13 protein-coding genes and 1 tRNA gene are annotated in these 13,340 nt (G+C 62.2%); 1 reads left to right on the top strand and 13 read right to left on the bottom strand.

Annotation, left to right across the window (positions count from 1 at the left end):
- Positions 1-15: 15 nt before the first annotated feature.
- The 11 genes from F3089_RS11070 to mpl form a co-directional block, all read right to left on the bottom strand.
- Positions 16-867, bottom strand: coding sequence for a hypothetical protein (locus F3089_RS11070; RefSeq protein WP_151440865.1), 852 nt, complete (start codon positions 865-867; stop codon positions 16-18).
- 18 nt (positions 868-885) lie between these two features.
- Entirely contained in the window at positions 886-1,116 is a 231-nt protein-coding gene (gene rpsR, locus F3089_RS11065) for a 30S ribosomal protein S18 (RefSeq protein WP_095617960.1), read from the bottom strand.
- 30 nt (positions 1,117-1,146) lie between these two features.
- Positions 1,147-1,584 (bottom strand): 30S ribosomal protein S6, encoded by a 438-nt coding sequence (rpsF, locus tag F3089_RS11060; protein WP_095617961.1) that lies wholly within the window; start codon positions 1,582-1,584, stop codon positions 1,147-1,149.
- Positions 1,585-1,669: 85 nt separating this feature from the next.
- Complete coding sequence (rlmB, locus tag F3089_RS11055) at positions 1,670-2,431, bottom strand: 23S rRNA (guanosine(2251)-2'-O)-methyltransferase RlmB (RefSeq protein WP_151440864.1); 762 nt, start codon at positions 2,429-2,431, stop codon at positions 1,670-1,672.
- Between the two features lie 15 nt (positions 2,432-2,446).
- Positions 2,447-4,942, bottom strand: coding sequence for a ribonuclease R (gene rnr, locus F3089_RS11050; protein WP_151440863.1), 2,496 nt, complete (start codon positions 4,940-4,942; stop codon positions 2,447-2,449).
- 71 nt (positions 4,943-5,013) lie between these two features.
- Positions 5,014-5,100 (bottom strand) — tRNA-Leu (locus F3089_RS11045).
- Positions 5,101-5,193: 93 nt separating this feature from the next.
- A complete protein-coding gene (locus F3089_RS11040; protein ID WP_151440862.1) occupies positions 5,194-7,290 on the bottom strand; it encodes a hypothetical protein in 2,097 nt (698 codons plus the stop codon).
- A gap of 97 nt (positions 7,291-7,387) precedes the next feature.
- The gene (locus F3089_RS11035) at positions 7,388-8,527 is read right to left on the bottom strand and encodes an acyl-CoA dehydrogenase family protein (protein ID WP_151440861.1); all 1,140 of its coding nucleotides are present in this window, start codon (positions 8,525-8,527) and stop codon (positions 7,388-7,390) included.
- Positions 8,528-8,627: 100 nt separating this feature from the next.
- Positions 8,628-9,395, bottom strand: a complete 768-nt coding sequence (locus F3089_RS11030) for an ATP-binding protein (protein ID WP_151440860.1) — start codon at positions 9,393-9,395, stop codon at positions 8,628-8,630.
- Positions 9,382-10,017, bottom strand: a complete 636-nt coding sequence (locus F3089_RS11025) for a flavin prenyltransferase UbiX (RefSeq protein WP_225741741.1) — start codon at positions 10,015-10,017, stop codon at positions 9,382-9,384. The genes F3089_RS11030 and F3089_RS11025 overlap by 14 nt, the downstream gene beginning before the upstream one ends.
- A gap of 22 nt (positions 10,018-10,039) precedes the next feature.
- Positions 10,040-11,413 carry a UDP-N-acetylmuramate:L-alanyl-gamma-D-glutamyl-meso-diaminopimelate ligase gene (gene mpl, locus F3089_RS11020; protein WP_151440858.1) on the bottom strand — a complete coding sequence of 458 codons (1,374 nt, stop codon included), beginning with the start codon at positions 11,411-11,413 and terminating at the stop codon, positions 10,040-10,042.
- Positions 11,414-11,564: 151 nt separating this feature from the next.
- On the opposite strand from mpl, the gene F3089_RS11015 reads away from it, so the two are divergent.
- Positions 11,565-12,827 (top strand): 6-phosphofructokinase, encoded by a 1,263-nt coding sequence (locus F3089_RS11015; protein ID WP_151440857.1) that lies wholly within the window; start codon positions 11,565-11,567, stop codon positions 12,825-12,827.
- 6 nt (positions 12,828-12,833) lie between these two features.
- Here the strand turns inward: F3089_RS11015 and F3089_RS11010 are convergent, their stop codons facing one another.
- Both F3089_RS11010 and F3089_RS11005 read right to left on the bottom strand, forming a co-directional pair.
- Positions 12,834-13,025, bottom strand: a complete 192-nt coding sequence (locus tag F3089_RS11010) for a hypothetical protein (protein WP_077528693.1) — start codon at positions 13,023-13,025, stop codon at positions 12,834-12,836.
- 26 nt (positions 13,026-13,051) lie between these two features.
- On the bottom strand, positions 13,052-13,294 hold the full coding sequence (locus tag F3089_RS11005) for a GrxA family glutaredoxin (RefSeq protein WP_151440856.1): 243 nt from the start codon (positions 13,292-13,294) through the stop codon (positions 13,052-13,054).
- Positions 13,295-13,340: the final 46 nt, after the last annotated feature.

Below are 13,340 nucleotides of genomic sequence, written 5' to 3'. Positions count from 1 at the left end.
CCCAATAACCTCTGTCTAAAGTCGCTGTCTGATATCAAGCCAGCTGTCGATGACGGCCGCGAAGACCAGCACCAGAAATAACCATGGAACCAGCACCACCAGGGCGATGTAAAAGCCCACAAGCCAGCCGGTACCGAGCCCGCGTTTGGCGAGCGTGCCATGTACCAGTGCGAGGCCCGCAAGCAGCAGCGGAACACCCAGCACCAGAAGGAGCAGCGTTCCATTGATCCCCACGAACTCGCCGACCGCCATGAGAACCAGCAGTCCCAGCGCCGTCGGCGCCGAGAGCCGGAATTCATGGAATTCCGCCTGCAGACCACCCGGATTGAAGAGCCGGGCCTGCCACCCCCTGGCAAGCAGGGACGCCGCAATGGCCAGCGCGTAGTTGAGAACCCCCAGTACCGCGATCATCATGGTGCGGATCACGTTTTCCGGATCCACATCCTCGGGCAGGTTCTCCATCATGCCGGCGTTCATGTCGCCGTAAACCTGCTGGGCCGTTGTGATCAACTGATCAAAAAATGCCGGCGCCACCAGCGGCAGTGCCTGGGCAATCCCTATTGCAAGCGCGGCCCCGGCCAGAAGGGCTTTTTCCCAGGAAACGGTCATCTGCAGCACGCTGCAGATGACCATTGTGATCAGCAGCACCACCAGCGGTGCCGGATCCATCCCGACCCAGAGCCAGGCTGCGCCCGGCAGCAGTGCCCAGAGCCCGGTAACCAGCCCTTTCTGGGGCCCCAGTCTGAGCGTTACGAGCCCAACTGCCGCAGCACCCAGCCAGAACAGGAACGGCAGGACCATACCCCCGACCGCAACAACGGCCGCAGGCATGGGGCCCCGCAGTATGAATTCGGCCAGACGCTGCATCAGCTAACCCGATGGCCGTTACTGGTCGTGGCTGTCGGCGTAGGGCAGCAGAGCCAGGTAGCGGGCGCGCTTGACGGCTGTTGCCAGCTGCCGCTGATAGCGGGCACGTGTGCCGGTGATCCGGCTGGGTACAATCTTGCCGGTTTCAGTAATGTAGCTGCGCAGGGTGTCGAGATCCTTGTAGTCAATCTCCTTGACCCCTTCCGCGGTGAAACGGCAGAACTTACGACGTCTGAAAAAACGAGCCATGAATCGGTATCCTCAGTTCTCTGATGCGTGTTACTCGGCGCTTTCGCCGGCTTCTTCGGTCTCGGAGTCGGAACTGTCTGTTTCCGTCTCCCCGGAATCACCGGAGGTTGTCTGCCGGCGCGGTTTGTCGTCGCCCCGTTCCTCGCGGTTCTCGGCCGCCTTCATGGGCGAGGGTTCAGTTACCGCCTCATCCTTGCGCACGATCAGATCGCGGATGACCGCGTCATTGAACCGGAAGTTGTGCTGCAGTTCACCCAGCGCCTCCTGGGTGCACTCGATGTTCATGAGGATGTAGTGGGCCTTGTGGATCTTGTTGATCGGATAGGCCAGCTGACGCCGCCCCCAGTCCTCGACCCGGTGGACTGTGCCGCCATCGTCGGTGACGAGCTTGGAGTAGCGCTCGATCATGGCGGGCACCTGTTCGCTCTGGTCAGGATGAACCAGTGTCACGATTTCGTAATGACGCATTATCGCTCCTTACGGTTTGAGCAGCTTCCGATCCGTCGCCGAAAGCAAGGAGTGGTGTTGACCCCGTGAAACGGGATCGCACATTTTATGCCCCGTGTACGCCTGATGCAATCGTACGCTGGCGACGGGCCTCAAAAAGGCAGACACCGGTGGCCACGGAGACATTGAGTGAGCTGACCAGTCCGGCCATGGGGAGATGGGCCAGCTGATCACAGTGCTCGCGGGTGAGACGGCGCATGCCCTTGCCCTCGGCACCCATGACCAGGGCCATGGGGCCTGTGAGATCCAGGTCGTGGATGCCCGCCTCGGCGGCATCCGAGGTGCCGGTGAACCAGATGCCCTGCTCCTGGCACCGGCGCATGAAGCGCGCCAGGTTGGTGGCCCGCACCAGCGGCACGGATTCCGCCGCACCACTGGCAACCTTCATGGCCACACCGTTGAGCGGCGCCGAATGGTCCTTCGGCACCACCACCGCATCGACGCCGGCCGCATCGGCCGTGCGCAGGCAGGCCCCCAGATTGTGAGGATCCGTGACACCATCCAGGAGGAGAATGAAAGGCGGGCGCCCCAGTGTTTCCAGGCGCTCCAGCAGCGCATCCTCGCTCAGGGCGACAGGCGGCTTGATGACGGCCACCACGCCCTGATGATTGCCACCGTCACTGGCCTCATCCAGAACCCGACGCTGGCACTGCTCCACGGCAACACCGAAATCATCGGCAAGCTGGCGCACCCGCTTCTGGCGGCCGTCCTCACGCCCCTGCTGCAGCTTCAGGCTGCGCACCCGTTCCGGATGCCGCTCCAGCAGGGTGGTGACCGCGTGCCAGCCAAAGAGGGTATGCTGCGCCATCAGACGTTCTCCGGATCAGCCTTCGCTCTTGCCGCCGCCACCACGGCCACCACGCCGACGGCGGCGCCCGCCGGATTTCTTCTTGGGCGCGGCCTCGTCGCCGGAATCAGCCTCTTTCGTCTGTTTCTTCTTCTGGTCACCGCCCTGCTGTTTGCCGCCACCCTGCTGGCCCTTGCCACCGCCTTTCCTGCGGTTGCCTGATCCCTTTCCGCCACCTTTCTTCGCGTCCGGAAGGGATTCCTCCAGCTCCAGATCAATCTTGCGGTCATCCAGGTCCACCCGGACCACCCTTACCCGCACCTGATCCCCGAGCCGGAAGGTTCGCCCGGTATGCTCGCCGATCAGCGTGTGGCGGATGCGGTCGAAGTGGAAGAAGTCACCACCCAGTGCCGAGATGTGCACCAGGCCCTCGGTGTAGACGCCGCCCAGCTGCACGAACAACCCGAAGCCGGTGACTGAGGCGATCACGCCGTCGAAGACCTCGCCCACGTTGCCCTGAAGGAATTCGCACTTGAGCCAGGCCTCGACGTCGCGGGTCGCATCGTCGGCCCGGCGCTCCGTCATGGAGCAGTGCTCGCCCAGCTGCTGGACGCGCTCCTGGGAGTAGCCGTACTGTGCGAGTTCCGGATCCGGTTTCTCCGCCGGCACCACGGTCTTCGCCTTCTTCTGGCTCCCGAACAGCGCCTTGATTCCGGCCATGGCACCGCCCCTCGCCTTGCGATGGATCACCGACTTGATACCCCGGTGGATCAGCAGGTCCGGATAGCGCCGGATGGGCGAAGTGAAGTGCGTGTATTCCTCGAAGCCGAGACCAAAGTGGCCCCGCTGCTCGGAGGTGTAGACCGCCTGCTTCATGGAGCGCAGCATCACCGTCTGGATGATGTGGGCATCCGGGCGGTTCTGCACCTGGCTGAGCACCTGCTGGTAATCCTGGGGTTCCGGGTCATCACCACCGGGCAGATCCAGGCCGAGCCCGCTCAGGAACTGCCGCACGTCCGCCAGCCGCTCCTGCGAAGGCGAATCGTGCACGCGGAAAAGCGTCGGAATCCGGTGCTGTTTCAGGAAACGCGCCGTGGCCACGTTGGCGCACAGCATGCATTCCTCGATCACCTTGTGAGCGGCATTGCGTTCAACCGGCACGATCTCGCTGATCTTGCGGTCACGGTCAAACCGGATCTGGGTATCCGTGGTTTCAAAGTCGATGGCGCCGCGTTGCTCGCGCGCCTCCCGCAGCATCTGGTAACAACCGTAGAGCGCCTCCAGATGGGGCACGACCTGGCTGTACTCATCCCGCAGCTTCTGCCCGTCATTCGATTCCGGGTGTTCCAGGATGGCACTGACCTTGTTGTACGTAAGGCGTGCATGGGAGTGCATCACCGCTTCGTAGAAGCAGTACTGGGTGATCTTGCCTTCCCGGCTCAGATTCATGTCCGCAACCATGCACAGGCGGTCAACGCCCGGGTTCAGCGAACAGAGGCCGTTGGAAAGCTTCTCCGGCAGCATCGGAACCACGTGGTCCGGGAAGTAGACCGAGTTGCCCCGGTTCTGGGCCTCCAGATCCAGCGCCGTCTCAGGACGCACGTACCAGGCCACATCGGCGATGGCGACAATCAACCTGTAGCCGCCGCCCCGGCGCTTTTCCGCGTAGACCGCATCATCGAAGTCACGGGCGCTTTCATCGTCAATGGTGACCAGGGGCATATCCCGCAGATCAACACGGCCCTGTTTGGCTTCTTCAGAGACCTCGTCCGGAATGCTCCGCGCCTGCTCGGTGACCGCCGGAGGCCACTGATCCGGGAGGCCATAGGAACGGATGGCCACGGTGATCTCCATACCCGGCGCCATGTGGTCGCCCAGGATCTCGACCACACGGCCGACCGGCTTGTTGCGCACTGTGGGTTGCTTCTCAATGGTAACGGTGACGTACTGGCCATGACCCGCGCCCTGGCAGGCCTCTTCCGGCACCAGTATCTCCTGGTTGATCCGGCTGTTCTCCGGAATCACCATCGAAACACCGTCCTCACGCTGCATGCGACCCACAACCTGGGTCGTGTTGCGCTCCAGCACCTCAACGATGACAGCCTCGCGCTTGCCGCGGGCATCTCTCTGATCCTCACGCACCAGTACCCGGTCGCCGTGGAAGACCTGCCGCATCTGACGGGCATTCAGGAAAAGATCGTCACCGCCGCCTTCGGGTACCACAAAACCAAACCCATCCCGGTGGCCCTGAACGTGACCCCGGGTGAGATCCGCCTCGGATATGGGCAGATAGGCGCCACGGCGATTACAGATGAGCTGACCATCCCGCGCCATGGCGATCAGCCGCCGGCGCAGTCCCTCAATGCGGTCCTCGTCGTCCAGGCCAAACTCTTCACAGAGTTTCTGGTGGGTCGCCGGCGCACCACGTTTTTTCAGGTGTTCCAGGATCGCTTCCCGGCCGTGGACTGGTTTCTCGTATTTCTGGGATTCACGATCCGCGTTGGGGTCGTCCTGAGGGATACCTGAGGCCATTGATTCCGCCTGTGACTGTTTGTTCTTGGATCTCAATTAATGAGACAGGAGAGAAGGGGAGGATAAAAGAGTGGTGCCGAGGAGTGGACTTGAACCACCACGTCCTTACGGACACTAGCACCTGAAGCTAGCGCGTCTACCATTTCCGCCACCTCGGCACGAGGCATCTGACTGTGTTCGGGCGCTGCCCGAATGTGATGCGTACTTTAATGGCCGCCCGCGGGGCTGTCAAACATTTTTTGGATTCCAGGTTACTGACTCCGGGTTCCTATGGATTCCAGATAGTCAGCGAAGCGCATGTATTCGTAGCCGATGTAATACTGCAGGTTCGCGGAACTTCCGGAAACGGAAAACGCCTCCCCTTCATCACCGCAGAACCGGGCACTTCGATCCAGCGAGTCCAGCGCTAGAGCCCGCACCGACAGTATACGGTCTGGCTGAACAACATTATCGGGGTTCGCATCAGCCATACCATCCGTCGGATATTCATACTCACGCAGAATGACGCCATCACCGACTGGCGCCGGATAGGTTTCCGCAAGCACCCTGAAGACATCTTCACCACTGGGCACATGGCCGTACCGTGTAAGCGTAAGCTCAGGCTGAGCGTCAGGTTCTGACCCCTCACTAACCTTCACAGTCTGCTTGTGGGTAATAGGCTCCACTGGTGTCCCATTATCGCACTCGTCCAAGCCCCCAGGCTTTCCATAGGTGATTGAGAGGCTCCCGATACTTTTCAGTTGGTCACCGACAACTGGCATGGCAATTGGAATCTGAGGTACACCCGACTCCTCCGACTCCACGTTTATTGATGCATCCACAGTGTCGACACCACTCGCCAACGGAGGCCGGCGTATCAGCGCCGCTGCCCCATCGGGCTCTACGTAAACCCTCTCCAGACGACCATCCGGGTGATCATCAGTACTTTCACCATCAATCCACCTGGAATCCAGACCGATACTTGGAGTGGCCCAGTCAATAGCGCCATCCGCTTCACCAAAGCGCTCATCCAGAACTTCGGATGAAAGTGCATCTCGCTCCACCGCCTCATCCAGGGCTGGACCCGTCTCCATATCCAGATAGGGGGCGTACCCGAGATCGACAGGGTTTCCGCCATCTTCACCGGCAGAAAGAAACCGGAATGCGCTCATGGACGGACGGGTCTGACCCCGTACGCTGATACGGCTGACCCTGCCCCCCGGACCGTAATCAAAAAAGACCTGCGCGTTGAGTTCGGCATCCTCGGCTGTCAGACGCCCCAGTCGCACTTCGTCGCCATTGTCCCCGGTCTCTAGAGCGCCGGGAGCAAAGTTCTCTTCATTCTCAGGATTCTCAAGCCGCGTGAAATAACGCTGTTCCACGGGAACCAGCGGGTTATCAAAATCCGGCTTAAAGTTCCGGATACTGTCCAGCTTCCCGTCCGCAGGCAGGGCATAGCCATCAACACCTCTGGCGTCAATGTCAGCATCCACTGCCCTGATCACGTTTGCCGCCTGATCCAGCATCACTGACCCTAAAACCTGAAAATCGTTCAACTCGAAGAACACTTCCCGCTGGCCCGGAGTCATGTTTTCCAGGCCATCCTCTACCGCTTTTTTGACCTTGCCATTCAGGGCACCAGTGACCTGTTTCTGCTGCAGCCGCCGCAACGCCGTCGCATAATGCGGTGCCCGGGTCGCTCCCTGTGCGTTCAGATAATCCTGGTAGATGCTGACCGGCTCCTGGGCGTCCAGGAGGTTCTCCTGCTGCAGGCGGCTCGCCGCAGCCGCGGCATCCAGGCTGTCACCGCGAAGCCAGCGGATGGTCTCGGCGAGTGTGGTGAACGGTGAGACAGTGCTGACACCGGGCGGCGCACTGAGAAAGAAAGCCCGATCTACCAGCTCACCACCGTTGCGGGTCTCGCCGGGTACGGCCACCACCATCAGGGAATAATCGGAAGGGTCCAGATCAGCGGCAACGCTTTCCGGGAGGTCCAGCGCACTAACATCGAGATCCAGATTGCCATCGGCGTCAGTGATGCCCCAGGGTTCCGTTAGCTTGAAGCTGTTATCAACGTCCAGCCTCGCCTTTGTCTCGTCATCCGCATCAGCCAGAACGTCATCTTCATAATCCTGGTGATCGTAAACGGAGAGAGCCTGATCACCATCCATATCAAGCCAGACCAGCGCCCGTTCCAGCCTGCCGTTACGGGCCTGCACCGGATAGGTACCAGGATCACCCGCTGCGGGGTTGCTGTCGTAGCGCGTGATGTCCTCACCGTACTCGTCGGAATCACTGTCCCCGAGGCAGCCGGCAAGGGCTGCAGCCGCCGCCAGAGCGAGACCGGTCCGGAGGATGTGTCTGATCATGGATGCGCCACCCGTTGTCCGCCTTGCGCCATTGTCCTGACGCGACTCTAACGGATGGGCCCACCCTGTACCTTGATCGGCTTGGCAATTACGGGAATCAGAGCGAGCGGGCGACGATCTCCTTCATGATCTCGTTGGTGCCGGCGTAGATGCGCTGCACCCGGGCGTCGGCCCAGGCCCGTGCGATGGGGTACTCGGTCATGTAACCGTAACCGCCGAACAGCTGCAGGCATTCGTCCATCACCCGGCACTGCAGGTCCGTGCTCCACTGCTTGAGCATGGCGGCGGTGGGCACGTCCAGCTTGCCCTCCAGGTGCATCTCCAGGCAGCGGTCCACGAAGGTGCGTCCGGCCGTAATGTCCGCCTTGAGCTCGGCCAGCTTGAAGCGGGTGTTCTGGAAACCGATGACCGGCTTGCCGAAGGCCTTGCGCTCCTTCACGTAATCCAGGGTCCACTCGAAAGCGCCCTCGCAGGCGGCCAGCGCCACCAGCCCCACCAGCAGGCGCTCCTGGGGCAGCTCCTGCATCAGCTGCATGAAGCCCTGCCCTTCCGCGCTGCCCAGCAGGTTCTCCCTGGGTACCTTCACGTCCTGAAAGAACAGCTCCGAGGTGTCCTGGGCCTTCATGCCCACCTTATCCAGATTGCGGCCCTTGTCGAAGCCCGGCCAGTCCGCCTCCACGAGGAAGAGGCTGGTGCCCTTGGCGCCCTCCTTGGGGTCGGTCTTGGCCACCACGATCACCAGGTCCGCCATCTGACCGTTGGTAATGAAAGTCTTTGACCCGTTGAGCACGTAATGCTCGCCATCCCAGATGGCGGAGGTGCGGATGCCCTGCAGGTCGGAGCCGGCGCCGGGCTCGGTCATGGCAATGGCGGTGATCATCTCGCCACGGGCCATTTTCGGCAGGTACTTCTGCTTCTGTTCCTCAGTGCCGTAGTGGTGGATATAGGGGGCCACAATATCCGAGTGCAGGAAGAACCCGATCCCGGACAGGCCGAGCCTGCTGACCTCCTCCATCACCACGGCACTGTAGCGGAAGTCCACCCCGGCACCGCCGTATTCCTCGGGCAGTGACGGGCACAGCAGGCCCAGTTCAGCGCCTTTTTCCCAGAGCTCGCGGCTGACCTGGCCATCCTTTTCCCACTGGTCGTGGTAGGGCACCGCCTCGTTCTGGAGGAAGCGGACGACGGTATCGCGGAACTGGTGGACGTCGCTGTCGTAGATCGGGCGTGAAAGCATCGGGGCGGACTCCGGTATTGTTGTTTCGGTCGCGCTCAGTGTCGCGATGCGCCGGAGCCGCCACAATGACCAAAGCGTTCAATCGGGTTGGCTGGAAGTACTAGCCGAATTCACCGCTGAAGGCGCGCCGGAACTGCTCGGCCGTGCGCCCACTGCGCCCGCCCCGGGCCAGCGCGAACTGCAGCGCCGCCCGGTGCAGGGCTTCCCGGTCCTGAACGTCCGGAAACAGGGCATCCACCGTCTCCAGGTAGGTGTCCTGATCGAAGGGGTAGAACGACAGCCAGAGCCCGAACCGATCCGACAGCGAGACCTGCTCTTCCACGGCCTCGGAGGGGTGGATCTCGCCGTTGACCATGGTGGTGTCCTGATTGTCCTTCATGTATTCCGGCATCAGGTGGCGCCGATTGGAGGTGGCGTAGACCCGGACGTTCTCCGGGGGCAGCTCGATGGAGCCTTCCATCACGCTCTTAAGCGGCTTGTAGCCCGGATCGTCGGTGCCGAAGGAGAGGTCATCGCAGTAGATGATGAAGCGCTCGCGGCATTCGCGGATGGGGTCCACGATCTCGTGCAGGTGGACCAGGTCGTCCTTGTCCACTTCAATCACCCGAAGGCCCTGGTCCCGGTAGCGGTTGAGCAGCGCCTTCACCAGCGAGGACTTGCCGGTACCCCGGGAGCCCCAGAGCAACGCATGATTCGCTGGTTTGCCATCCAGGAAGCGTTCGGTGTTGTGGGCCAGCTTCTCTTTCTGGGCCTCAATGCCGTGCAGGTCATCCCAGCGCACCGGGTCCGGGTGGGTAACCGCCCTCAGTTCCTGGCGCTGCGATCGCCAGATGGCGGCCGGAACCTGCTGCCAGTCAATCCCGCTCATCGGTGTTCTGCTCTCCTTTGGCGTCACGTTTCATGGCCAGCCGCGCCTCGCCCCAGCGCCCGACCAGGGTCTGCTCCACGCCCAGGTGGTCGAGGAGGCGCGCCACAATGAAGTCCACCAGGTCTCCCACGCTCTGCGGCTCATGGTAGAAGCCCGGGCTCGCAGGCATGATGGTGGCGCCCATGCGGGTGAGCGTGAGCATGTTCTGGAGATGGACTTCGGAATAGGGGGATTCGCGGGGCACCAGGATCAGCTGGCGCCGTTCCTTGAGAGCCACATCCCCTGCCCGCTCGATCAGGTTGTCGCTGGCGCCGTTGGCCAGCGCCGAGAGCGTACCGGTACTGCAGGGGCAGATCACCAGCGGCGCTTTCGGCCCTGAACCGGAAGCTGGCGGCGCGAACCAGTCCTCCCGCCCGAACAGGGTCAACTGCCCGGGCTCACCACCACAGCGTTCCGTCAGAAGCCGTGTGGCCGCATCGGTACTGCCCGGCAGGCGCAGGTCCGTCTCGGTGCTGATCACAACCTGGGCTGCCTTTGAGATCATCAGGCGCACCTCACAGCCGGCCGCCATCAGCTGCTCCAGCAGCCGCAGCCCGTAGGGGGCGCCCGAAGCGCCGGTCATGGCCAGGTTGACCACGGGTCGTTCAGCCAAAACAGGTCTCCAACTGGTTCCTGAGCCGTTCGCGCAGCCCGCCCATGCCACCATTGCTCATCAGTACGATGTGGCAGGGCCGGGGAAGGTCACCACAGAGCCCGGAGACCAGCTCCTCCATAACGCTGTAACGGCTGTGGCGTCCGTCGGCGCCGTCCAGCATGGCAGCGAGCCAGTCCTGTTCATCGTAGTCCACCCAGACCACCCGATCCGCCAGCATGGTGGATTCCAGCAGGCGGGCGCTGTGATGGCCCTGCTTCATGGTGTTGGAGCGTGGTTCCACCACTGCGACAACCGGATCCTGCCCCACCTGATGCCGCAGCCCGTCCAGAGTCGTAGCGATGGCGGTGGGGTGATGGGCGAAGTCGTCGTAGAGACGGATGCCACCCACGTCCGCGATCAGCTCCATGCGCCGCTTCACACCACCGAAACGCTGCAGGGCCGCGATGGCATGATCGGGCGTCACCCCGACGTGCTTGGCGGCGGCGATGGCGGCCAGTGCGTTGCGGACATTGTGCTGGCCCGTAAGGTTCCAGCGCAGCCGTGCCACGGGCTGCTCGTTGTGGACCACCATGAACTCGCTCCCATCGGCGGCGGTCAGTTCCGCACGCCAGCTGGCAAGATCCGACTCGCCACCAATGGCAGTACTCTGGATGGGCGTCCAGCAGCCCAGCGCCAGGGCGGAATCCAGGTTGCGATCGCGCGCCGGGCGCACAATCAGGCCCGTCGCTGGCACCGTACGCACCAGGTGATGCACCTGGCGTTCAATATCCTCAATGCTGTTGAAGATGTCCGCATGGTCGAATTCCAGGTTGTTGAGGATCAGGGTCCGGGGGCGGTAGTGGACGAACTTGGAGCGCTTGTCGAAGAAGGCGCTGTCATACTCATCCGCCTCCACCACAAAGAAATCGCTGCTGCCGAGGCGCGCGGAGTGCTCAAAGTCATTGGGAACACCGCCGATCAGATACCCCGGGTCGAACCCCGCCTGCTCCAGGATCCAGAGCATCATTGAGGCCGTCGTGGTCTTACCGTGGGTCCCCGCCGCGGCCAGCACCCAGCGCCCGTTCAGGACCTCCCGGGCCAGGAATTCCGGGCCTGACACATAGGGCATGTTGCGGTTGAGCATGTACTCCACGGCCGCGTTACCCCGGCCCAGGGCATTGCCCACCACCACCAGATCCGGAGCGGGCTTCAGAGCTTCACGGGTGTAGCCTTCGTGCAGACCGATGCCGGCCTGCTCCAGCTGGGTGCTCATGGGCGGGTAGACGTTCTCGTCCGAACCGGTCACCTCGTGCCCGAGCTCGCGTGCCAGCAGCGCCAGGCTGCCCATGAAGGTACCGCAGATACCAAGAATATGGATGTGCATAGTCCGCCGTTCCGGCCCGTTGCCCATGGATCACGCCATGGTATTGGAAATCCCGGATAAACCCAATCCAATGCCTTGTGGATCATGCACAACCACGGTGCTTTCAAGTATCATGCGTCACCATTCAGTCGATTGCAGGAGGCTCAACAACATGGCGCCCAAGAACGCTTTCTATGCCCAGTCCGGGGGCGTGACCGCGGTCATCAACGCCAGCGCCGCGGGGGTGATCGAAACTGCCCGCAAACACGGCGACCGTATCGGCAAGGTATTCGCCGGCCGCAACGGTATTACCGGTGCCCTCAAGGAGGAGCTGATCGACACCAGTTACGAGACCGATGACGAGATCCGCGCCCTGATCCACACGCCCGGGGGCGCTTTTGGGTCCTGCCGCCACAAGCTGCGGAATATTGATGAGAACCGCCATGAGTACGAGCGACTGATCGAAGTCTTTCGGGCCCACGACATCGGCTACTTCTTCTACAACGGTGGTGGCGATTCCCAGGACACAGCCTTCAAGGTCTCCCAGATGGCCGAGCGCATGGGCTACCCGCTCAACTGCATCGGCATCCCGAAGACAGTGGACAACGACCTGCCCTTCACCGACTGCTGCCCGGGCTTTGGCTCCGTTGCCAAATACGTGGCCACCTCCACACTGGAGGCGAGCCTGGACATCCAGTCCATGTGCGACACCTCCACCAAGGTCTTCATCCTCGAGGTCATGGGCCGCCACGCGGGCTGGATCGCCGCCGCCGGCGGGCTGGCCGGGAAGAATCCGGGGGACGCGCCGCACATCATCGTATTCCCGGAGCACCCCTTCGAACGTGAGGCGTTCCTGAACAAGGTCGACCAGTGCGTGAAGGATCACGGGTTCTGTGTGGTGGTAGCCTCGGAGGGCGCCCAGTACGAGGACGGCCGTTTCCTCGCGGAAGCCGGCCAGAAGGACGCCTTCGGCCATACCCAGCTGGGCGGCGTGGCACCGACACTGGCCAACATGGTGAAGCAGTCACTGGGGCACAAGTACCACTGGGCGGTGGCGGACTACCTGCAGCGCTCGGCGCGCCACATTGCGTCACAGACGGATGTGGAGCAGGCCTACGCCGTGGGTGAGGCAGCCGTGAACTACGCTCTGGAAGGCCGCAACGGCATCATGCCCATCATCAAGCGCGAATCGTCCGACCCCTATCGCTGGCACATCAGTGAGGCGCCGCTGAATGAGGTGGCCAACCAGGAGAAGAAGATGCCGATCCACTACACCACGGATGAGGGTTTCGGCATCACGGCGGACTGCCGCGAATACCTGGAGCCGCTGATCCAGGGTGAAGCCTTCCCGCCGTTCGAGAAGGGCCTGCCCAAGGTGGCGAAGCTTGAGAACCGGCCCGTGGAGAAGAAGCTCAAGGCCGACTTCAAGCTGTGAGGCGGTTCAGGACCCGGTGTCGTCGCTGCGGCGCCGGGTCATGGAACGACGCTGGAACTGTTTCCAGAGTTCCCCGGTGCTCTGTTCCTTCAGATGTTCATCCAGAGTGCTCCCCGTGACCTGCATCCAGTCCAGGTGCTGCTTCCAGCGTTCTTCCGGAATCGTTTCCGGGCGTTTCATGTTCTCGTCATCGGCCATACCCGCATTTCCTCCCTCGTGGTGATTCAGGCCTGGTTCTGTTCAATGTACCGGGTGAACTCGTCAAAACCACCGACATGACGGTCCCCAACAAAGATCTGCGGTACCGTGTGCACGGGGGTTCCAGCGATCTCGCTCAGATCCTGCTTGTCCAGTCCTTCCGAGATCATATCGACCCATTCGTGCTCAAGGCCCCGTGTCTCGCACAGGCGGCGTGCGCCGCTGCAGAAACCGCAGGACATACGGCCGTAGATCGTTACTTTCTCCATTGCTGACTCCTCGGATCATGCCTGTTTCGGGCGCAAGGATAGCATG

This window comes from Halospina sp. K52047b (genome assembly GCF_008709855.1).
Taxonomy (GTDB): domain Bacteria; phylum Pseudomonadota; class Gammaproteobacteria; order Pseudomonadales; family Oleiphilaceae; genus Halospina; species Halospina utahensis_B.
This window is presented reverse-complemented; position numbering and strand designations above follow the sequence as displayed.

Excerpts from the sequence above, each read along its gene's own strand:
- F3089_RS11030 (WP_151440860.1), bottom strand. The coding sequence starts at position 9,395 with ATGAGCGGGATTGACTGGCAGCAGGTTCCGGCCGCCATCTGGCGATCG.
- rpsF (WP_095617961.1), bottom strand. The coding sequence starts at position 1,584 with ATGCGTCATTACGAAATCGTGACACTGGTTCATCCTGACCAGAGCGAA.
- F3089_RS11005 (WP_151440856.1), bottom strand. The coding sequence starts at position 13,294 with ATGGAGAAAGTAACGATCTACGGCCGTATGTCCTGCGGTTTCTGCAGC.
- rlmB (WP_151440864.1), bottom strand. The coding sequence starts at position 2,431 with ATGGCGCAGCATACCCTCTTTGGCTGGCACGCGGTCACCACCCTGCTG.
- F3089_RS11040 (WP_151440862.1), bottom strand. The coding sequence starts at position 7,290 with ATGATCAGACACATCCTCCGGACCGGTCTCGCTCTGGCGGCGGCTGCA.
- rpsR (WP_095617960.1), bottom strand. The coding sequence starts at position 1,116 with ATGGCTCGTTTTTTCAGACGTCGTAAGTTCTGCCGTTTCACCGCGGAA.
- F3089_RS11015 (WP_151440857.1), top strand. The coding sequence starts at position 11,565 with ATGGCGCCCAAGAACGCTTTCTATGCCCAGTCCGGGGGCGTGACCGCG.
- F3089_RS11035 (WP_151440861.1), bottom strand. The coding sequence starts at position 8,527 with ATGCTTTCACGCCCGATCTACGACAGCGACGTCCACCAGTTCCGCGAT.
- F3089_RS11025 (WP_225741741.1), bottom strand. The coding sequence starts at position 10,017 with ATGACCGGCGCTTCGGGCGCCCCCTACGGGCTGCGGCTGCTGGAGCAG.
- F3089_RS11010 (WP_077528693.1), bottom strand. The coding sequence starts at position 13,025 with ATGGCCGATGACGAGAACATGAAACGCCCGGAAACGATTCCGGAAGAA.
- rnr (WP_151440863.1), bottom strand. The coding sequence starts at position 4,942 with ATGGCCTCAGGTATCCCTCAGGACGACCCCAACGCGGATCGTGAATCC.
- mpl (WP_151440858.1), bottom strand. The coding sequence starts at position 11,413 with ATGCACATCCATATTCTTGGTATCTGCGGTACCTTCATGGGCAGCCTG.
- F3089_RS11070 (WP_151440865.1), bottom strand. The coding sequence starts at position 867 with ATGCAGCGTCTGGCCGAATTCATACTGCGGGGCCCCATGCCTGCGGCC.